The 19,178-nt window shown below is 56.6% G+C and carries 22 protein-coding genes; 16 read left to right on the top strand and 6 right to left on the bottom strand.

The genetic code is table 11. The annotated features are described in order from the left end of the window. Positions 1–9: 9 nt before the first annotated feature. The 16 genes from VGH19_06850 to VGH19_06775 all read left to right on the top strand — a co-directional run bounded on the left by VGH19_06850 (position 10) and on the right by VGH19_06775 (position 13,497). Positions 10–876 (top strand): hypothetical protein, encoded by an 867-nt coding sequence (locus tag VGH19_06850; protein ID HEY1171075.1) that lies wholly within the window; start codon positions 10–12, stop codon positions 874–876. A 43-nt stretch (positions 877–919) separates the two neighbouring features. Continuing rightward, entirely contained in the window at positions 920–1,294 is a 375-nt protein-coding gene (locus tag VGH19_06845) for a hypothetical protein (protein HEY1171074.1), read from the top strand. A gap of 48 nt (positions 1,295–1,342) precedes the next feature. Continuing rightward, positions 1,343–1,582 carry a hypothetical protein gene (locus VGH19_06840; GenBank protein ID HEY1171073.1) on the top strand — a complete coding sequence of 80 codons (240 nt, stop codon included), beginning with the start codon at positions 1,343–1,345 and terminating at the stop codon, positions 1,580–1,582. Continuing rightward, a complete protein-coding gene (locus VGH19_06835) occupies positions 1,579–1,983 on the top strand; it encodes a hypothetical protein (protein ID HEY1171072.1) in 405 nt (134 codons plus the stop codon). Before VGH19_06840 ends, VGH19_06835 begins: the two co-directional genes overlap by 4 nt. A gap of 50 nt (positions 1,984–2,033) precedes the next feature. Continuing rightward, positions 2,034–4,175, top strand: a complete 2,142-nt coding sequence (locus VGH19_06830) for a DNA cytosine methyltransferase (GenBank protein HEY1171071.1) — start codon at positions 2,034–2,036, stop codon at positions 4,173–4,175. A gap of 5 nt (positions 4,176–4,180) precedes the next feature. Next, positions 4,181–4,711 carry a hypothetical protein gene (locus VGH19_06825; protein ID HEY1171070.1) on the top strand — a complete coding sequence of 177 codons (531 nt, stop codon included), beginning with the start codon at positions 4,181–4,183 and terminating at the stop codon, positions 4,709–4,711. Continuing rightward, on the top strand, positions 4,708–5,229 hold the full coding sequence (locus VGH19_06820; protein ID HEY1171069.1) for a hypothetical protein: 522 nt from the start codon (positions 4,708–4,710) through the stop codon (positions 5,227–5,229). The genes VGH19_06825 and VGH19_06820 overlap by 4 nt, the downstream gene beginning before the upstream one ends. Then, positions 5,226–5,672: a hypothetical protein gene (locus VGH19_06815; GenBank protein ID HEY1171068.1), complete on the top strand. Its 447-nt coding sequence runs from the start codon at positions 5,226–5,228 to the stop codon at positions 5,670–5,672. Before VGH19_06820 ends, VGH19_06815 begins: the two co-directional genes overlap by 4 nt. A 6-nt stretch (positions 5,673–5,678) precedes the next feature. Further along, a complete protein-coding gene (locus tag VGH19_06810) occupies positions 5,679–6,449 on the top strand; it encodes a hypothetical protein (GenBank protein ID HEY1171067.1) in 771 nt (256 codons plus the stop codon). 37 nt (positions 6,450–6,486) lie between these two features. Then, the gene (locus tag VGH19_06805; GenBank protein HEY1171066.1) at positions 6,487–6,930 is read left to right on the top strand and encodes a hypothetical protein; all 444 of its coding nucleotides are present in this window, start codon (positions 6,487–6,489) and stop codon (positions 6,928–6,930) included. Between the two features lie 21 nt (positions 6,931–6,951). Beyond that, positions 6,952–7,341 (top strand): hypothetical protein, encoded by a 390-nt coding sequence (locus VGH19_06800; GenBank protein ID HEY1171065.1) that lies wholly within the window; start codon positions 6,952–6,954, stop codon positions 7,339–7,341. 51 nt (positions 7,342–7,392) lie between these two features. Then, positions 7,393–7,968: a hypothetical protein gene (locus VGH19_06795; protein ID HEY1171064.1), complete on the top strand. Its 576-nt coding sequence runs from the start codon at positions 7,393–7,395 to the stop codon at positions 7,966–7,968. A gap of 74 nt (positions 7,969–8,042) precedes the next feature. Further along, a complete protein-coding gene (locus VGH19_06790) occupies positions 8,043–8,372 on the top strand; it encodes a hypothetical protein (protein ID HEY1171063.1) in 330 nt (109 codons plus the stop codon). Positions 8,373–8,416: 44 nt separating this feature from the next. Next, complete coding sequence (locus tag VGH19_06785) at positions 8,417–9,439, top strand: hypothetical protein (GenBank protein ID HEY1171062.1); 1,023 nt, start codon at positions 8,417–8,419, stop codon at positions 9,437–9,439. Positions 9,440–9,443: 4 nt separating this feature from the next. Continuing rightward, positions 9,444–9,632 (top strand): hypothetical protein, encoded by a 189-nt coding sequence (locus VGH19_06780; protein ID HEY1171061.1) that lies wholly within the window; start codon positions 9,444–9,446, stop codon positions 9,630–9,632. Positions 9,633–9,777: 145 nt separating this feature from the next. Beyond that, complete coding sequence (locus tag VGH19_06775) at positions 9,778–13,497, top strand: SNF2-related protein (protein ID HEY1171060.1); 3,720 nt, start codon at positions 9,778–9,780, stop codon at positions 13,495–13,497. A gap of 56 nt (positions 13,498–13,553) precedes the next feature. Here the strand turns inward: VGH19_06775 and VGH19_06770 are convergent, their stop codons facing one another. The 6 genes from VGH19_06770 to VGH19_06745 all read right to left on the bottom strand — a co-directional run bounded on the left by VGH19_06770 (position 13,554) and on the right by VGH19_06745 (position 19,140). Beyond that, the gene (locus VGH19_06770) at positions 13,554–14,111 is read right to left on the bottom strand and encodes a hypothetical protein (GenBank protein HEY1171059.1); all 558 of its coding nucleotides are present in this window, start codon (positions 14,109–14,111) and stop codon (positions 13,554–13,556) included. An 11-nt stretch (positions 14,112–14,122) separates the two neighbouring features. Next, the gene (locus VGH19_06765) at positions 14,123–14,269 is read right to left on the bottom strand and encodes a hypothetical protein (GenBank protein ID HEY1171058.1); all 147 of its coding nucleotides are present in this window, start codon (positions 14,267–14,269) and stop codon (positions 14,123–14,125) included. A 399-nt stretch (positions 14,270–14,668) separates the two neighbouring features. Further along, positions 14,669–15,712: an agmatine deiminase family protein gene (locus VGH19_06760; protein ID HEY1171057.1), complete on the bottom strand. Its 1,044-nt coding sequence runs from the start codon at positions 15,710–15,712 to the stop codon at positions 14,669–14,671. Positions 15,713–15,810: 98 nt separating this feature from the next. Further along, positions 15,811–17,100, bottom strand: a complete 1,290-nt coding sequence (locus VGH19_06755) for a hypothetical protein (GenBank protein ID HEY1171056.1) — start codon at positions 17,098–17,100, stop codon at positions 15,811–15,813. 6 nt (positions 17,101–17,106) lie between these two features. Continuing rightward, a complete protein-coding gene (locus VGH19_06750) occupies positions 17,107–17,814 on the bottom strand; it encodes a hypothetical protein (protein ID HEY1171055.1) in 708 nt (235 codons plus the stop codon). A 12-nt stretch (positions 17,815–17,826) separates the two neighbouring features. Continuing rightward, complete coding sequence (locus tag VGH19_06745; protein ID HEY1171054.1) at positions 17,827–19,140, bottom strand: glycosyltransferase family 4 protein; 1,314 nt, start codon at positions 19,138–19,140, stop codon at positions 17,827–17,829. Positions 19,141–19,178 lie beyond the last annotated feature (38 nt).

Here is a 19,178-nt window from a genome sequence, read left to right as displayed (position 1 = left end):
ACCCCTACTATGACCACACCTGCCCTCACCGAACCGGAGCCCATCCCGCAATGCTCCTACTGCCTCGCGGAACATCCCAAGGACGAACACTGCCGCTGCTACATCTGCCATGTGGACATGCACCCGCAGTTCCTCTGCTGCGTCACGATCGACGGTTTCAAGACCGTCCTCTGCCCGAACTGCGACAAGACCACGCACCGCTTCGATTTGGTGAAACGCGTCGTGGATCTCGGCGCACGCCTCCTGCCCAAGCCGCACGAAGGCTACGACGACGATTGCAAGACCGCCCGCGACCAGACGATGCAACTCATCTTGGAAGACTTCGTCCCGCTGATCCAAGACCTCACCTCCACCGATAAAAATCCCACCGTGTATGTCATCCATTACGACATCCACAATGGCACACCAGATTCGGATTTCTTTTGGAGCAAAGAGGCGCGGGACACGCAGCTACGGAAAATCATGGAGGAAGTCATTGAAGAATTGAAAGAGGAAATCAACTGGAACGAATTATCACCGACACATCGCCAAGCGTGCCTTGATGTGGAGCAACTGATCTCCCATGACAAAATCGAAGAAGCATTCAGTTCCCCAGCTTGGTACATCATCAAACGGGCAGACGATTTTTATCACCTCTTCGATGCACTGATCCCCACCTACGTCCTCCAGCAGCACCAGCGCATCGCCCAGCTCGAAACCGCCCTCAAGGCCATGGGCACCTTGGCCGCTCCCTTCATGAAGGCGGAATGGGGTGGCGGCGGATTGCCCTACCAGTCGGAATACATGTCCAAGAAGGAAACAGCCAAACGAGAAATCGCTTGGAAGCTTCTCCGTGAAGCTCTCCATCTCTCCGAACCACCTCCTCTCAACGGCTAACAAATCGCCAAGGCCATCCTCAAACCTGAGTAAGCACACCACTATGAAAAAAAGCCCATTTTTCTGGACTCATCACCATAATTTCAAACACAGCGACACAGTTTGCAGACGATTAAAAAAGGACCAGTTTCCCGCCACTATTACCTTCATCACCGGGAGGATGGGCTGCGGCAAGTCCACACTGGCGAAGAAATTATATGACGCTCTGACATACGGAGATTCCCGTACTCGCGCAGTAGTCATTGATGACGCCAACCATTCATTTCGTGCGGTAGAGACACGCAAATATCTCAAACGTATCCAGCGCAATTTCCATCACCTCATATTGGTGATTGAACCCATGGGCGGTGAGTTCATGGAGCTAATCCGCCGGCGTTGCCATAAGAACACGCAGATCAACGTCATCAATCTCACCTAAACCCCGTTCGTGTATTCCGCGTATTTAGCGGTTTAACCCTCTCTCCCCATGAACAAACCCCTCACCCGCAAGAAGCGTCTCAAACTCCGCCGCCTCCGCATGAAGCAGTGGTTCCGTCCTCCGGTCCGCGATCTGTTCATCGGTGCCATCCCCTGCGGCATGGACGAACTGGCGGATGGCTCGCGCATCCGCCACTCCAACCATGCGTATGTCGCGTATGAGTTCACACCTTCCGCGATCCCCACGAAGAACGTCCCACAACTTCAACCCTTCATCGCCACACCATGAAAACCACCTCACCCCTCTCCCTCCTACGCGCCCACAATCTCAACGCTACAGACGCGAAACTCACCATCACGCGCTCGATGCGGAAAGATCAGGCCACCATCACCATCATCTCCGGTGAAATAGGTTCAGGCAAAAGCACACTGGCGGCGAATTTATACGGGAGCTTAACCAAACTCCCTAAAAAATTGAATGTAGGCTTGGTAGATTTAAGCGCCTCAAACACTCCTCTTTCACCTCACCAAGGTCGGCGCGTTCCATTTCAAAAAGTCCTCCGCAAGCTCCAGCTAAATTTCCACCACATCATCATTGTCTCCGAAAGATACCACGCTGATGACTTGGTTCGATTAGTCCGCGTCTGCGGCTACGCGTCCACCCAGCTCAACATCATCCACCTCGGCTGATCCCTCATCTGCGTTTATCTGCGTCCATCTGCGGTTAACCCCCTCTCCCCATGCAAACCCTAGACCTTCCCGCTCCATCTGCCCGCGCTCTTTGCACCAGGCACACACCCAAGCGCAAGACGCTCCGCTTCGTGGATCTCTTCTGCGGCGGAGGCGGCACCTCCAATGGCGCGAAGGAAGCCATGCGCGCTGCCCAGTACGATCCCGAGAGCACGCACATCAATCACTGGAAGGTCGCCATCCGCACCATCCGCAAGAACCATCCCAAGGACCGTCACTACTGCACCGGCGTGGACGACATCAATCCCCGCTCCCTCTACAAGCTCGGTGAACTGGACGTCCTCTGGGCCTCGCCTGAATGCACGCATCACTCGCGGGCACGGGGCGGCAAGCCCATGAACGAACAGTCCCGCGCCACCGCCCATTGCGTCACCCGCTGGGCCGAGGCATTGCAGCCCCGCATCATCCTCGTGGAGAACGTGCCCGAGTTCCTCGAATGGGGACCGCTCATGAAAGTCCGCCGCATGGAGAAAGTGAAGTGGCCGTCGTTGTCTCTCACCGAATGGTCTGAGAAGACCAACGAGCAGACGATCAATTCCTATCGCGCCAAATGGAAGAAGGCTAATCGCAAGAAAACCAAACGCGCACCTTCACTCCGTCAGCTTTGGATGAAGCACTGCCCGAAGACGAAGCAGGAGAAGATGTGCAACGTCTGGATTCCCGATCCCCGTTACAAGGGCAAGACCTTCCTCGCTTGGAAAGGAATGCTCGAATCCCTCGGCTACAAGGTCGCGTGGAAACTCATCTGCTGTGCCGATTACAACGATCCCACCACCCGTCAGCGCCTCTTCGTGCAAGCTGTCCGTGGCAATCTCAAGATCGTCTGGCCCAACCGCACGAATGCACCGATGGAGGAAATCCTCGCCCGTCAAAGTGCGGACTCACCCGACCTCTTCGCCAGCACCGCACCGAAGCTGCGTCCATGGCGCTCTGCCGCCGAGTGCATTGATTGGTCGCTCGAAGGCCGTTACCTCGATGAGATGCCCGGCAAGAAGCAATACAACGGCTTACCCCTCTCACCGAAGACCATCGCCCGCATCTACAACGGACTGCTGAAGTTCGGCATCCGCCCTTACATCCTGCCGAAAGAATCCGGCTTAAACCGCGTTCACTCGGTTGATCAGCCGCTCAAAACCCTTACCTGCGAATCACGCGGTGAAGCGATCGTCCGCCCCATCATCGTCACGATCGACCAGCAATCGAACGGCAATGGCACCGCACCTGATACCGATCCCCTCACCACCGGCACCACCAAGCAACGTCATTGCGTGGCGGAACCTACTTTGGTCGAGCTTCGCGGCACGTCACCCGACCAGGTGAAAGCCTCCGCCAAGTCGATCAACGGACCTCTGACGGCCGTCAACACCAGCGGCGCACATCATGGCTTGTATGATGGCGTCATCGTCCCCACCGCCTTCGGCGAACGTGAAGGCCAGAGCCCGCGATGCCAGACCACCCGCCAGCCGATGCACTCCATCGTCGGCTCACCCACTCACGGTTTTGCCAAGCCAGAACTCGAACCTCTCTTGATCGAGACAGCGCATGGCAATAGCGGTGGCATTCGCGCTCATCGTCCGGATGAACCGATGAAAGCCGTCTGCGGTGAACGCGGCTCCATGTCCATCGCGCAACCGGAGATGACCACCTTCGTGCTCGGCCAGCAAAGCGGCAGCGTCTTGCGTCCATCTACCGAGCCAGTGCCCGCCGTGGCTTGCGCCGGTGCCATCTCCATCATTGAGACGGAACTGGGCGAGCAGATCCACATCACCGTTCCTGAAGGCACCGAACTGAAACCCTTCGTCGTCAAGTTCTACAACACCGCCACCGGCCAGCCTGTCGCTGACCCGCTCGATACCATCACCTGCAAGGAACGCTTCGCACTGGTTGTCCCTTGCGTGGAGATCGCCGGGCGCATCTTCCGCATCCGTCTCCGCTGGCGGATGCTCCAGCCGCATGAACTGCAACTCGCGCAGGGTTTCCCGCGCAACTACAAGTTCAGCGGCACCAAGACCGAAGTAGTGAAGCAGATCGGCAACGCCGTCCCTCGCAACACCGCTCGCGCCCTCGTCTACGCCGTCCTCACCCAAAACCCCGACGTCTCCGCCCTCTGCGAGATGTCTTTCGCTGAGTAGCTACCATGAAAAAATCTCTGCTCATTAACTGGTCGCCGCGCCTTAACCTCGGCTATGCCGAACCCCACTGCACCGGCAACTGCACCCACTTTGAAATCGACATCCACCTCAGTATTCCCGGGGTGGATGACATGGGCTGCACCTTTGAACTCCTGAGCGGCAGCACGTTCATTGACGCACGCACGATGGAAGGTGTGGACTACCCCGTCCGCATCCAGTCCAGTCGCAAACGTCTCATCCTCGGCAAATCCAAGCGCAAGATCCGCTACACCAGTTACGGCGCTGGCGGGAACTACTACTGGGAAAGCTGGACCATCCTGAAGAAGGATTTCCCACACCTCCTCAACCTCCTGCGCCACACCAAAGGCTTTGATATCGAAGCACGCGACGACGACTTCTACCGCGACATCTGGAAGCGCGTGCAAACCCTCGATCGCCAGAAGGTCGCCGCCTTCGTTTCACACCTGGGACTGAACCACCTGAAAGACCTCGCCACCAGTCACCACTGCACCCCACGCGAACTCCTCACGGCATGAGATTCACGAAGTGCCCCTACTCCAAGGCGGAAGGTTACAAGCTGGAGCGTTCTCCCCAACGCATGGCGGCCGCCCGCAGGGCAGTTGCCAAAGAGAAGGACAAGTATGCTCTCTTCCCTGAACTGGTCACCCATACCTCCGCTGAAGAGCGAGTGGACTCACTTGAGAAGCACTGCGCCCAATTCAATCAGGATTGGCGCGAACGCTGGGCAGTCAATTGGCGCAGGGCAAGGGCAAAGGTAAATGAACTGCCGCCCATCACCCGCCAAGGTCTGCTCCGCTATTGGAACCATCCAGAGATCCAAATCCCGCGCGATCCTGTATTTCTCCTTGGAGCGATCCACACCATCACCGTTTATCACCAGTCCCCTTGGCATCAGCTTCGCATCCGCCGGCAACTTCAGTTGATTGGCGATAAGCGTTTGCCCCGCGACACCTTCAAATCTATCCGCGCTTGGGAAGATCCACGCGCCGGCAAAAAACGCTGGATACATCCCAAATACAAATTCCGCAAATGAATACTATCACCGAAACCAACTCCCTCCCCGCAGTCTGCCCCAAGTGCTGCGTCATTCTGATCCGAAAATCTTTAGCGGTGGCGGGCGAAGTCTGCCAAGCCTGCATACCGTTTTGGAATGGCGATCCAGTTCCTGTGCCCATCCTCGCCGATGTCATCCCCGAAGTAGTGAAACATTGGTTCAAGAAGGAAGGTGCAGGGCGCAGCAAGATTTGGCTTTTCTCCTACGGACGCGGCTCCGATGGCTACAAAGAGATAGGCGCAAACTCCCCAGAGATCCAGACCAAGCTGGAAAAGAGTGCTCATTACAAAGCGCCCGTCGTGCCACTTGATGTCGGCATCCTCTGCTACACCGATGGCACTCACTTCATGGATTTTGCCGCCAGCGAGATCCATGCATCACTCGCCACTTTGTCCACTCAACCGTCAACCGAAACCAAATAACCAATCATGTCCACCATCACCATCCAACCTCACATCCTCGAAATCCTGAAACGATGCCGTTGCGAAGGCACCAGCCTCTTCCTCCCGGAAGGCGGTCTCGATCGCAACATCTACGAGCAGGTGAACAAAATCCTCACCAACCTCGGCGGCAAGTGGAACACCAAGAAGAAGGCCCACATCTTCGATGAAGACCCCGCCGATGCCATCCAAGACGCCATCATGTTCGGCCTGGTGGAGCGCGCCGTGGACGAAAAGAAACTCACCCAGTTCTTCGCCACTCCGGCGGATCTCGCCGAGCGCATGGTGATGCAAGCGGGAATCATGCCGGAACACACCGTCTTGGAACCCAGCGCCGGTGAAGGCTCCATCATCGCGGCCATCATGGAACAGTGCCCCACCCGCTTGAGCATTGGCGTGTGTGAACTGGATGCCAAGCGGCAGCAGATCCTGCTCAAAAAGTTTGGCCCCGTCATCAACTGGCTCGGCACCGACTTCATGAAGCTGGACCGAAACCTCCGTTTCGATCGCATCATCATGAACCCGCCTTTCCGCAACGGTCAGGACATTGAGCATGTCTATCGCGCATTCAATCTTCTCGCCCCACATGGCCGCTTGGTGGCCATCACCGCTCCCGGCTGGACATGGCGCACTGACGAACGTCACCACGGCTTTCGCAAGCTCGTAGAGCAACACGGCCACGCCGAAGAGATTCCCGCCAAGACCTTCCGCGAATCCGGCACCGACATCCGCACCATGCTCGTCGAACTCCACCGCTAACCCGAAACCAAAAACAAGAAACTCGAAACAAAACTTTATGCCCATCTCACCCGAACGCACCGAAGCCGCCAGCAAATTCCTGAAAGCCAACGGCGCAAAAGAAATTTCACCGACCGGCCTTCGCGTGGCCGTCCTGCTCGATGATCTCTTCAATGGCCTTCACCACTTCCCCGGCGATATCCGCAAGGTGGAGTGGTCGCACGAATACTACGTGGCCGTGAACGTGCAACGTCAGAACTTCTCCACGTTCGACTTCAACAACCTGACGAACCTCGTCTTTCTCGCGCACGATCATTGCATCCGCGTGCAGATCTCCGAGGAACGCGGCCCTTGCATCCGCTTCCTCTTTCACCCGCGCAAGACTCGTGAAGGCGGCTTCTCCCAACGTCATCCCACCTTAGAGCAAGCCGTCAAAGAGTATCGCGAACGCTTCACCGAACAGCACGAACCCCAAACTGAAACCCAAAACCATCAACCCTAAACCCCATCCCAAAAACATCCTATGTGCACCACCATCCAAGCAGAAAACCCCACCAAGAAAGCCGCTGAAGACCAAGCCGTCCTGCAAGAGTTCTTCAAAGGCGTCCGCGAATGCCAGACCGAATCGAAAGCGGCCGCACTCGCTGGCATTGAGGCATTGAACCGCCTCATCGAAGCCTGTCGTCATCAGAGCGGCCAGAGCTACAAGATCCGCTCCATGCTCTACTCCCTCTTCAACGGCCAGCCCGCCGACATGAGCGACATCCAAACCTTGGACTGGGCGCTCCGCAAGGATCTCACCGCCGTCGCCCTCGGCATGGGTTGCCCCGGATTCCCCGATTACCTCATCAAGGAAATGTTCAAAGCCGCCAAGCTCGGCAAGTGGTTCCTCGAAGCCCAGCACACCAAGTAAACCACTATCCACGGTAGGGCGGAGGTGCTCCTCCGCCCTTGCTAATTCCCCATGAAAACAATCCACAAATTCCTGCCCGGCACCACGTTCATTCCGCTGAGCCGCAAAGACCGATGCAACCACACCGTCACCGACGTCCTCACCACCACCGATCTCTCCGGGAAGATCCACCACATCCGCTACGTCGCTACTCACCCGTTCCTTGGCCAGACCGTGACGGAAAGCAACGTGATCGAAACCACCATCGAACGTGGACTCGTCCAACCCGTGTTCAATCCCGAACACCCCTCCCAATCCGCCACCCGCTTCGCCGACATCTTCACCAAGATGGACGCCATCGGCATGCCCGCAGAACTGAAACCATTCGTGGAATCCGGTGTGCTGGACCCTCACATCCAGCACGAAAATGGCTCCTTGGTTTTTTACCTGACCAAACACTCGGAAGATAACGAGATTATCACCCTCACCTGGTTCCCCGCAGATGCCAGACCCGGCGGCGAGATCCCGTTCGATCTCTATCGCCAGCTTTACCGCGACAAGAACTGCACAAACCCAGTTGGCACCGAATCTCTCGAACCCACCACCCTCGAAGAACTCATCGACTACCTCGAAACCCTCCCGGAATAAAGCGTATGTCTGCCACCACCACTAAGCCCCAATCATTCAGGCAACTGCGACAGGCCCGCTACCTGCAAGCGATTATGGCCGAGCCACGCGAAGCAGTCAGGGCCATCCGAATATCTGTCCGTTATTTCGATCAGACATTCTACGGTGGGTGGCACTGCTACGTTGATAGCCCTGTTCATTCCGAATGGGTGCGGGGCGACCACCGCACCACCGCGCAAACCCTGATGCGCGTGTTTCCCTTGGCGGCTACATGGGAAAGTTGGAAACAACAATTCGCGATCACCTATTCACGAGGCACCCAAGATAACAAACCCCACGGCGCTGTCTTCTGCCTCGCCCGGCTCCGCCTCGAACGCGTGGAAGATATCATCACCTCATCCATCATCAAAGCACCTCACCTGTGAAAATCTGTGTCTGCCCCTAGTGCAACTAGTCTGTGGTTAAAAATATGAACTCCATCTCCTTCAGCAGATCCATGGCGCTGGCCGTCTTGGATGACCTCAAAACAAACACTCGTCGGCTCGGGAAGATTCAATCATCCGACTACACAGAACTTGGCGTCATGCATATAGGTCATGCCACCAAAGGACTGGAAGTGCAGGCAACTTACCGGGCGTTTCCAGGGCAAGGAAGCGCACGCTGGGCGATCGAGGCGTGCCCCTACGGCAAACCCGGAGACAAACTTTGGGTGCGCGAAGAGCACTACCGCTACGGCCACTGGCAGCAGGTCCACGGTGTCAAGACCAAGACCGGCAAGACCAAATGGCAATTCGTCGCCGACTCGGACGAAGTCCTTTTTGATCCGCCCAAGTCATTCAAGAAATCCATCCACGAAAACGGCGCATCCACCGTCACCTGGCACAAGCGGCTCGCCCGCTTCATGCCCCGTAATCTCTCCCGGATCACGCTGGAGATCGTGAACATCCGTGCTGAACGGTTGCAGGACATCTCCGAGGCGGACGCCAAAGCCGAAGGCGTCACGTTGGATCTGGCCAAAAGCCTCTGCCTCCCCCTCGTAAAGAAGTTTGTCGGCAAACCGATCTACTACATCGAGAGCGACACGAACGGCACAACCTGCTCCGAGGAATACTGCAAGGCATGCGCCCTCGAAGAGATTAAGAAAAAACCTCCTGAGGAGAAATGGGATTGGCACCGCGATGACGGCGAAAAAGATAGCGCCTACCTCTATTGCTCTGCGTGCCAGAAACCACTGGAGGCAGACGGCCTCACCGCTTACGCCTGCGAGACGGAGTTTAATGAAGGCATTCTCGCCAATGGTTTCCCGCGCAATCCTTGGGATGCCCACGTGACCTATCAGGCATTGGAGTATGCCCAATACTATCTTGAAGAGGAACGCATAAAAGACTGCGTCCATCGTGCCTGCTACGCCCTCCTCTGGGAACACATCAACGGCCTCGACTCATGGAAAGCAAACCCATGGGTTTGGGTGATCGATTTCAAAAAAGTCTGATCCTATGCTCCCCAACGAAATCAATTCCACCCTGCTGGGCGAACAGCCCACAGTGCAGAACTCCAAGGGAGAAAAAGCCCGCGTCACCGGCTTCACCGCCTCGGAATTGTGCGTGAAGATCGGCCTTAACTCTCCCGAGTGGCAGCCCTGCTCCCACTGGGAGCGCATCCCTTCCCTGCCCAAAAAATCCTGACCGTTAACCTTTCCCTCATCTCGAACTGACCGGCGCCGGTACCACCCGGCGCTTTTTATTTCCGGTAAGGACCGGTTCCACCCGGTCCCTTGCATCTCCCCAGACCTGAAACCTTAGACTCGAAACCCGAAACTCTTTTCCCACTATGGAACAACGCACCTCCATCAATCCCGCCTGCCTACAGGAAGTTCTGGACTCCGCTCGCAATGCCGCCGAGAAAGGGCAGGCCCAGTTCCACACTCCCGCCGCCTTCGGCCAGTTGCTCGCCTCTGCGCTGCCGGTCAACCGCACCGCCGTGGTGGATCTGAATTGTGGCAACGGCAGCCTGCTCTACGCCGCTGCTCATCCGAAACACACGCGCTATCTGCTCGGTCTGGACATCGACCCTCGCGCCCTACGCCGCCCACCCGAGATCACCAAGTTTGAAGGCACCAACACCACGCACAAGATCACCGGCGATCTGACCCGCACCTGGCATCACTTCAATCATCTGTCCGCTTCCTTCGATTGCTTCGCGCTGAATCCCCCTTGGGATTTGTGGTGGTATCGCGAACCTCTCATGGCGCTGGCAGACTCGGACGTGCGGGCGGTCGCTGAAGCCTTTCAACAGCACGACGGACGCGTGCCGGCGGAATGCATTGATTCCACCGTCGCCACCATGATGATCGCCCTGCACCTCATGCAGTCTCGGGGCGAGGGATTCATCATCGCGAATGCCGCCACCATTGCCCGGCTCATCTACTCCAGCAATGCCCCCCACTCCGCGTTGAAGCAGCATATCTATGCCATGCTCACCTTCCCCGGAAACCCGATGACCGGCACGGATGATTTCCAGTTCGCCAAGGAGGATGAAACTTTCTCCACGGTGGTTCTCTACTTCGCCCGCTCACACAAGAGCGGCCTTCAATTCGACGTTCATTTCGATGCCGTTCCCGCCACGCTGCCGGTCCATCAGATCCGCGCCGCCCATCTCGGCGCAGAGATAGGCAGTTCCTTTGACTCCAAAGGCCAGCAGCAAAAGCTCTGGTGGGAAGCCGTGGCAGAAGAGTCTCGCCGCCTGAAAGGACAATCACCCTCTCCGTTCAATCTTTGGATGGAACCCAGCGGCCGCATCTGCACCGCTCTGTCTCTCTACGAACAGTTTGATGGCCGCGTGGACAAAGAACTCGCCTCCACGCTTCACGAGTTGCAGGGCAAACTCCCCATGCAGTTGGTGCTGAAGCGTTCCGACCGTCAGGCATTGGAACACGCCGCCTTCGGCGGTGTCTGGCGCGTGCAGCCCCAGTTGCAGGCGGCAGTGAAGGCGGCCGTCACGCAATACCACGCCAATCGCGCCCCGCTCCGTCCTCTGCCCGAGATCCAGCGCCTCGGCTATCTGGATGAACAGGACTCCATCGAATGCAAGGAGGACATGCGTGTGCCCGGCACCACCATCTTCCTGCGTGGCGCACACTACCGCATCTCCACTCGGACCTACGTGGTGAAGCGTACCGGCAACCGCTACAACAACTCCGGCATCCACGAATTGATTGAATACAGCGGCTCCGAACTCTTCTTCTTCATCACGGATGAACATGGGACAGAGCGCGTGTTTGTTGATGACCGCCTGCGTCAACCTGGCAGCGACCTCACCGCCGCCGAGATCAACGATCCGATCGAGGAAACATTTTCCATCCAGTTGCTCGTTCAACACTTCATCATTCCTTCCGTTCCCGATGTAGCCGAAGTGCAGCCGGAAAAATTCGCCGCAATGCTCGATCGCTTCGGCAGCTTGGTCGCCGACATCAACGGACTGCTTGCCCGTGTCGGTCGCAGCATCAAACCCAAGAATTTCCAGACACAAGATCTTTGTCGCGCCACCATGCACCACGGCATCCTGAAAGCATGGGATACCGGCTTGGGGAAAACATGGGCCACATTCCTGTGGGCCTTGTTGAAAGTGGGCTGGCACTCCACCAGCGAAGAGATTGTCCCTGATGCTGCCGTTCTAATCACCGCTCCCGGTGACCTGCACGATGCGATCAGCGGGGATGAAGGCTGGGAAAACTTCCGCATCCGCGTCACCTTCCTCGAGACTCAGGACGATTTCTATCGCCTCTCCCAAGTGGATCCACACACCGGCAAGCGCACGCTGCCGAACGGTTTCTACATCACCAGCTATCACCAGCTTGGTATGAACGGGGTGAAAGAGATTCCCGATCACGATGGCAAAGGACCGGATGAATGGATGGCCGCGCTCAATCTCTCCCTCGCCGATGTTATCACCGAATGGAACACTGGCATTGAACGCGGCGATATCGACCCCAAATCCTCTGATTGCAAACGCTGGCATCTCCTCAGCAGCCAGCAGCAGTGGCACATTAAATTTCGCTTCTGCAGCAGCATTCGGAACGAATGGCTGGCCACGCTCGGCAGCGAACGCCAAGGCATCACCTGCACCTATTCCCCGAAACTCTCCGACCTGGTGCGGGATTGCTTTGCCTGTGTCGTGGTGGATGAAGGCACCCGTTTGCAAGGCGGCTTTGAAACCGAGCTGGCCACGGGCGTTCTTAATCTGCGACCGGCCTATCGCATCGTCCTCAGTGCCACCCCTATCAAAGGCCGGTTGTCGCAGATCTTCTGGTTGCTCTGGTGGGTGTGCGGCGGCGAGAAGGAAGCGCATGCCCGCTGGCCGTATGCCGGCACCGAGGATGACAAGATGGACTTCTCCAAGACCTATCTCATCGCCGAACGTAACCTCACCGCCGAGGAGGAAGGCCGCAATGCCTACAACCGCCTGTCCCCACAGGTCTGCAATGTTCACGGACTCTGGAAATTGTTTGGCCCGATCATCCTCCGCCGCCTGAAGGCAGACATCGGCGAGGACATGGTGAAGAAACACGAGAGCATCATCCGCGTTCCCTTCGGCTCCATGCAAAAGGAGGTTTACGAATACCACCTCGGCGCACGCTACCTGAATTCCAATGGCCGTGCCGATCCCGGTGGTCGCATGAGTGCCTTGCGAATGGCCGCAGCCGCTCCGACCAGCGAGAAACTTCGCTTCGTTGAAAACGACAAAGGTGGAAAACTCTATCGCTCCACCAATGAGTTCACTCCCAAGATTGGCTGCGCTCTCAATCTCATCCAGCAGATCATCTCCCGCGGCGAACAGGTGGTGGTGGCCAGCTTCTTCAAGGAACCCCTGCTCACTCTCGCCCGGTTGCTGAAAGAGGCAGGCGTGCCCTTCTGCCTCCTCGATGGCGACAAGTCACCAGCCAAACGCAAACCCATCAGCCAGCAGTTCAAGCAGGGTGTCTCGAGCGGCATCGCCGTGAATCTCTCCAGCTTTGCCTTGGCTGAAGGTCACAACTGGTTCCTTTGCCCGAACATGATCATCCTCACCTACACTTGGGAGTCGGACAAGATGAAGCAGATGCCCGATCGCATCTGGCGTCTGCCCTCACCGAAGGACGTGAACATCTGGAAGATCATCTGTGACGGCTCGATCGAACTGCGGGCGGATGAATTGTCCAATGAGAAGAACGATGCCTCCAGCTTGGTGCTGGACGGTCAACTGCTTCCCACCCATCCGCGGGAAGTCAGCCTTTGGGAGATCGCGCAGGAAGCGATCGAGAATTATGACCAGCATTCCCGCGCCATCCCCGAGGAATCCATTCAGGCCCAATGGCCACGGCTCAAGGCCGCGCTGGAAGAGGCTGCCAAGCTCTTCAAACAAGGCACCCCGCTCCTTGCACCGCTCACCTCGGAAACCATCGCAGCGTTGCCTTACGCCGCCAGCACCGAACGCGTGATGCCGCGCTTCCAACGCGGCGCTACCTCCCAGATCCCCGATTGGAAACGCAAACTCTGGACCGCCCAACGGTAGCAGCAAACAAAAAAGCCCGGCAGGGATTCCCTGCCGGGCTCTCGTTCCTTAAAATCTTAAATGATTTCCGGGTAGGCTGCCTGCGGATTAACCTTGTAACAGAGCTGTTCAAACAACAACGACACGACTTTGAAATGTTGCTGCGGGTTGGCCGCTGAAAAGGCTTCCACAAAATCACCAAAAAAGTGGCGCGATACCTTGATCTTGTTCGAGAGGGTGATCTCAACCTCTTCTCCGTTTTCCTTACGGTAAAGTTTTGCCCCATGCAGACAGTCGATGGCCATCTGATAGGCAAATATCACGTTCTGGTAATTGGAAATGCTCTTGATGTCAGCCCCTATCACATCATCAGGCAGTTCATCTACGATAGGCTTCTCAGCCACAAACCATACAAAGAAATTTGCAGCTTTCTTAAAGGGGCTGGCCTTGTCCAGACCATCCGCATGAGGAAAATCTGGACGGGTCAAAGCAGCAGCAACCGCATTCATCCCTCGAGGATCAATGCGAAGCTCCTTCATACCAAGCCCTTCCGCGAATGCATCAACGTAGACAGCGATGCTGACCAGATTGGACATAGCACCACCCTCCTCGTTGTAGAGGATCTTGAATGACATAGAGTTGCGTATCAGCCCCGGATATTAGCCTTGAAGCTGACAGCACTCGCACCGGCCATACGGCGGATATCGCCGACGTGGTCCACATCTTTCAGATCACCCTTCGCATTACTAAATCTGCAAGGCACCACCTCTAACGGCTTCGTCTGCCCAAGCACTTCGGTTGATGCAACCCTAAGCACCTTGAGCTCAATTCGTTCTGATGATGGCGACGGCATACGTGTCTCTCTATTCGTTCGTTTCGTTTCGTTTTATCGCAATCGCGTACGTAAAAATCGACTACAACTTACGCGAGCTGTAGTCATAATCCCTTTACGAACTCCCCCGACTGCGCTCGCACTTATGATACAGCATTGACAAATAGTCAAATGCAATCTTTCCACTGCATTTCGACCTTTTTCAGGTCATTTCGTTCATAATAAAGCATGAATCTCGCCAGTCTCAAATACTTGATAACTGGTATTTTTCAGCTCATCGGCAGCTTAGATTGCAAACTTGAGCAGTTTATTCATTGCATTACGCAAAAAGCAAAATTGATAGAAATACAGTCTAAAAAGTTAAACCGGCTCCTGCTGGCTGATGCAATGAAACGAACCCAATCCCCAGATCAACTCTGTCGAATCCACCCCGATCACTTTCCGGCCTGGGAAATTCTCCTGCAAAATCCTCAACGCCTTCCGGTCATTTGCCGAGCGATACGTCGGCACCAGCACAATGCCATTGGCGATATAGAAGTTCGCATAGCTGGCCGGCAGCCGCTGCCCTTCATGCTCAATCCGGCCCGGCATCGGCAGCTCTACCACCCGTAACAACTCTCCATCCTGATCCCGCATCGTGCGCAGGCGCTTCAGATTCTCCTGCAGCAGGTGATAGTTCTCATCCCGTGGATCTTCTTCCACGATCGTCACCACCGTGTTCGCATTCACGAAACGTGTCAGGTCATCCACATGCCCGTCCGTATCATCGCCCACGATCCCGTCACCCAGCCACAGGATGTTCGTCACCCCAAGATAATCTTTCAGGTATTGCTCTATCTGTTCCTTGGTCAGGTCAGGATTGCGATTCGGATTTAAAAGGCACGCTTCCGTCGTCAATAACGTCCCCTTGCCATTCACATCCAACGCGCCACCCTCCATCACGATACCCGGCGAGAAGAGCGGCAAACTGCGTAACTTCGCCACCTGCTGGGGCACGGCATCATCCAGATCAAACGGCGGATACTTGCCACCCCACGCATTATAAGCCCAGTCCACCACGGCACGCTCATGTTTGCCACCCTGCTCCCGCACAAGGAAGATCGGCCCATGATCCCGGCACCATGGCTCGTAGGCCGGGAAATGATGGAAGTGAACCCGCTCCAACGGCACCGCATTCTTGCCCAGCAACTCACGCACCCATCCCTCCATCTCGGCGTGCCACACATTGATATGCACATCTTCCACCAACACCAACTGCCGGATCAAAGCCGCATACACCGGCGGCACCGTATCATATTTGTCAGGAAAACTGATACCCTCTGGCCGCGGCCAGGTAAACCATGTCCCCGCGTGAGGTTCCCATTCCGCGGGCATGCGATAACCAAGTTGTGACGGTAACAACATATACCGCAGCCTACCCAGCTTCCACACTTTCGCACCATTTAAAAAGGAAACGGCAGGCGGTGTCTCTTCCGCCTGCCGCCCTTGGATAATCCAGATTCTTAGACCTTCGTGAACACGTAGAGGCTCTGCGCGAACCACTTCACCTGCGCGCCCGCCACCTTGCGCAGCTCCAACGCCTCGCCCCGCTGATACACGAAGCCATGCTTGCGCATCGTCGGCAGCACATGGTCCCAGTTCTGCTCGTTCACATGGCGACGGCCACCCTGTCCCTTCACCGCCCATGAGAGGACCAGCTTGCCGCCCGGGACACAGAACTCCGCCACGTTTTTCAAGAACACGTCCGCCCGTTCCGCCGGGATATGTTCCGCCACCTCAAGACACAGGACCGAACCGACCAGGTTGCCGTAGTTACCCGGATGCATCGGCGAAGAAAGCTCCGCCCAGTTCACCGGCACCACCGCATGCGCGCTGATACCCGGCGTGCCTTCATAACCATGCGCATCCAGCCCGCCCTCACGCAACGCCTTCACGTAATGGCCCAGCGAACACCCGAGATCATGCACCGGCTTGTCCTTCGGGAAAGATTGCACCAGTGCCTTCGCCAGCGCATCAGAGAACGGACGCGACTGTTGCTCCTCCACCGTGAACATCGAATTGCCCGCGGCTTCCCGCAGGAAACTCCAATCCTGCCCCGGCCATGATGGATAGTCATGGAAGCGGCCCAGATGCAGTGAGGACTGCTTGCCGATATGCTGGATGAAGTTCGGCGCTGCCGCCACAAACCGCGCCTTCTTGCCCGCCCATTCCTTGAGCAGCATATCGTGCCCCTTGTCTTTGCCCTTCCACTTCGGCTTCTTCGACAGGAACTCCGCTAGATCCACCGCCACGTCATGCCGCAACAGGTAGGCTTGCGTGCCGTAGAAATCCTTCACCGGATATTCCCACACCACCTGCGCCAGACGCACCCCCTCATAGGCGGCGCACAGCGAATACAGTTTGATGTCCGGATGCTCCACCCTGCGCCGCCACACATCCACGCTCTCCAAGAAATCAGCGCAGAAGTCCACGTCATCCTCGAGGAATAACACCCACTGGGCAGGTTGGATGGACGCATGATGCAGAGCCCATGCCGCATTCTGATTGGGCGTCAAGCGCTTGTCCGATTTCTCCACGGTGATCAGGTCGGGATATTTTAACCGCCAGTCGGCTAATTCTGCTTGAAATGCACCCCCCGCTTCCCTGTCAGAGAAAATCACGAGTTGGAATGGGATGCTGGACCGGAACAAGCCCGCACGCTCAAGGTTGGCAAGCGTTTTGAACAGATAGTTCTCTGCTTCCGGCGCACGATCCACCGTACGCAACACGATGATGTATTTGACTGGCTTCATAAAAAATCAAAAGGCCGTGATGTGCTTGTTACGGAACACCGCGTGATCGCGATGCGGGGAGGGAGCGGTCATCCGCGCTGTCAAATGATTCGTAGACTTCGGTGCAATCTCCACGATGCAATTGAAGCGCATACCGGCAGCAGCATGATCATCCACCACCGCTTTCCGGGACAACAAACGCACGACACTGCCATTGGCCAGCTTGTAGGTGACGGAAAACTTTTCTACCTTTGGCGGCGGAACAACTTTCTCCGCACCCACGAGCAGTTTATCCAGCACCTTCTCCCATTTCTTCCCTTGCCATCCTTTGACCGGAAGCACGATGCAAACTTGCTGCCCCTTGATCAGCGAAGCTCTCGCCGCTGCAAAGACTGCGAGCGGCTTGACCATCAAGGAAACTCCACGGAAAGACTCCATCCAGATATTCCCCAGTAAACCCACTTCATCCTTCGTCAGCTTCACCTTGGGCTTGGCCCATAATTCCGGGAACAGTAGATGCTCGGGATTTACCTGCACCACATCCTCATCGTTCACTTCGATATTGATCGCCCGCTGAAGCACACCGGGAGCATTCCTCGCATACTTCAACTCCTTGCCGTTCTCCCGCAGGTTTACCTGATGCCCGTAAGCCTGCAAAACTTCGGCCAATGCCATTTGCAGATGCGTGCGACCGGAACCTTTCGCCCCCGAAATCTTGACCACTAATTCACTCATAGTGTGCTTCGGTTATTTTGCCACTGGCTGTCCCCCATCAAGGGCCTCTTCTTTCTTCACCGGGGCGGGAACTGGAGCAGGCGGCGCGCTCATCAACAGATCACGGAACTCCGGCACCACCCGGTCCCAGCTCAACCAGGCAGCCGCCTTCTTGCTGAGACGCTGACGCTTCTTGTATTCCCCGCTTCGGATCATCTCTTGGATCACCAAGGCCGCACCCTTCACATCCGCTCGGCGGCGCATCCGCGCATTGTCCCATGGCAACATCACCGTATGTTCTTCCGTTGGGAACAGACACGCTTGCGCACTGGCCGGATCTTGGACCGTGCCCATTCCTGCCAGCGTATTCACGATCTCCGTGCAGGCCGTATGGTTCGGGAGTGCCACTGGCATCCCGGTCGCCAAGGCTTCGATCGTCGTCAGGCCAAACCCCTCACCCAGCGTGCTGCTGATAAGGATGTCGCCCATGTTGTAGATCTTGTTCAACTCCTCCTCCGTCCCGGTCCGCATCGTCCCCTTGAAAAGCATGTCCGTCACCAGCCAGTCCTCCCCGTAACGCAATCCGAGTTGCGCCCCGGCACACGGCAGGTCCAGCTCGTCATGCCCCACAGGTGGCATGTGCATCACCAGACGCACACGCTCACCCATGCGCAACAGTTCCGCCAAAATCTCCAGTGAACGCACCGGGTCTTTCCGGCGCTGGTTCGCGTTCACATTCATCAGCACCACATCCCCCTCCGGCAGGTTCGGCAGCACTTGCTTGCGGATCTTCTCCCGGTCCGGCAACGGGAAATAGATGGAGCGGTCCACACCATGCGGCAACACCTTCAACCGTTGCTCCAGTGTCTGATACTCCCACGGCTCCATCGCCATCGCCGCCGCCTTCAATATCTCCATGCGCCCGTAGTGCGTGTATGCCACCGGCCAGTCCACCACCCGTGCCAGCTCCAGCCAGTTCGGATCCAGCGAGGCATCCACCGGGATGTAATACAAGCTGCGGATCTTGCGGTGCCCACAGATTTGTGCGAAGGCATCGGCAAACCATTTGGGAAAAGCGAACGAATCCTGCACCACCAAGACGTGCGTGAAATCACCACCCGCCAGCACGTTCAGCAAACCCTTGAGGTTGGGTTCCGAATACCAGACCGGCCCGTTCAATGTCGCTGGCCAGATGCGATAAGGAAAATCGTGCGGAACCCCCTGATGATTGATGCCCCAGATGTCGATGCTTTTGGCGGTGACTTTTAAACGCTTGGCGATGTTCTCCACTACCCGGCTGAAACCTGTTTGCTTGGTCGGGGAATCTCCAACGATAAGTAACTTCATGGTCATAATCTCAGGGCAGAAAAACAATCAGAGGCCGG

The sequence above is a fragment of the Verrucomicrobiia bacterium genome, assembly GCA_036405135.1.
Lineage (GTDB): Bacteria > Verrucomicrobiota > Verrucomicrobiia > Limisphaerales > JAEYXS01 > JAEYXS01.
The sequence above is the reverse complement of the archived record's forward strand: the minus strand, read 5'-3'. Positions and strand labels throughout refer to the sequence as shown.

Bases quoted from the DNA above. Each gene is read 5' to 3' on its own strand.
- VGH19_06825 (HEY1171070.1), top strand. From the start codon at position 4,181: ATGAAAAAATCTCTGCTCATTAACTGGTCGCCGCGCCTTAACCTCGGC.
- VGH19_06755 (HEY1171056.1), bottom strand. From the start codon at position 17,100: ATGAAGCCAGTCAAATACATCATCGTGTTGCGTACGGTGGATCGTGCG.
- VGH19_06830 (HEY1171071.1), top strand. From the start codon at position 2,034: ATGCAAACCCTAGACCTTCCCGCTCCATCTGCCCGCGCTCTTTGCACC.
- VGH19_06790 (HEY1171063.1), top strand. From the start codon at position 8,043: ATGGCCGAGCCACGCGAAGCAGTCAGGGCCATCCGAATATCTGTCCGT.
- VGH19_06820 (HEY1171069.1), top strand. From the start codon at position 4,708: ATGAGATTCACGAAGTGCCCCTACTCCAAGGCGGAAGGTTACAAGCTG.
- VGH19_06815 (HEY1171068.1), top strand. From the start codon at position 5,226: ATGAATACTATCACCGAAACCAACTCCCTCCCCGCAGTCTGCCCCAAG.
- VGH19_06800 (HEY1171065.1), top strand. From the start codon at position 6,952: ATGTGCACCACCATCCAAGCAGAAAACCCCACCAAGAAAGCCGCTGAA.
- VGH19_06770 (HEY1171059.1), bottom strand. From the start codon at position 14,111: ATGTCATTCAAGATCCTCTACAACGAGGAGGGTGGTGCTATGTCCAAT.
- VGH19_06810 (HEY1171067.1), top strand. From the start codon at position 5,679: ATGTCCACCATCACCATCCAACCTCACATCCTCGAAATCCTGAAACGA.
- VGH19_06750 (HEY1171055.1), bottom strand. From the start codon at position 17,814: ATGAGTGAATTAGTGGTCAAGATTTCGGGGGCGAAAGGTTCCGGTCGC.
- VGH19_06745 (HEY1171054.1), bottom strand. From the start codon at position 19,140: ATGAAGTTACTTATCGTTGGAGATTCCCCGACCAAGCAAACAGGTTTC.
- VGH19_06795 (HEY1171064.1), top strand. From the start codon at position 7,393: ATGAAAACAATCCACAAATTCCTGCCCGGCACCACGTTCATTCCGCTG.
- VGH19_06760 (HEY1171057.1), bottom strand. From the start codon at position 15,712: ATGTTGTTACCGTCACAACTTGGTTATCGCATGCCCGCGGAATGGGAA.
- VGH19_06845 (HEY1171074.1), top strand. From the start codon at position 920: ATGAAAAAAAGCCCATTTTTCTGGACTCATCACCATAATTTCAAACAC.
- VGH19_06805 (HEY1171066.1), top strand. From the start codon at position 6,487: ATGCCCATCTCACCCGAACGCACCGAAGCCGCCAGCAAATTCCTGAAA.
- VGH19_06850 (HEY1171075.1), top strand. From the start codon at position 10: ATGACCACACCTGCCCTCACCGAACCGGAGCCCATCCCGCAATGCTCC.
- VGH19_06835 (HEY1171072.1), top strand. From the start codon at position 1,579: ATGAAAACCACCTCACCCCTCTCCCTCCTACGCGCCCACAATCTCAAC.
- VGH19_06775 (HEY1171060.1), top strand. From the start codon at position 9,778: ATGGAACAACGCACCTCCATCAATCCCGCCTGCCTACAGGAAGTTCTG.
- VGH19_06840 (HEY1171073.1), top strand. From the start codon at position 1,343: ATGAACAAACCCCTCACCCGCAAGAAGCGTCTCAAACTCCGCCGCCTC.
- VGH19_06780 (HEY1171061.1), top strand. From the start codon at position 9,444: ATGCTCCCCAACGAAATCAATTCCACCCTGCTGGGCGAACAGCCCACA.
- VGH19_06785 (HEY1171062.1), top strand. From the start codon at position 8,417: ATGAACTCCATCTCCTTCAGCAGATCCATGGCGCTGGCCGTCTTGGAT.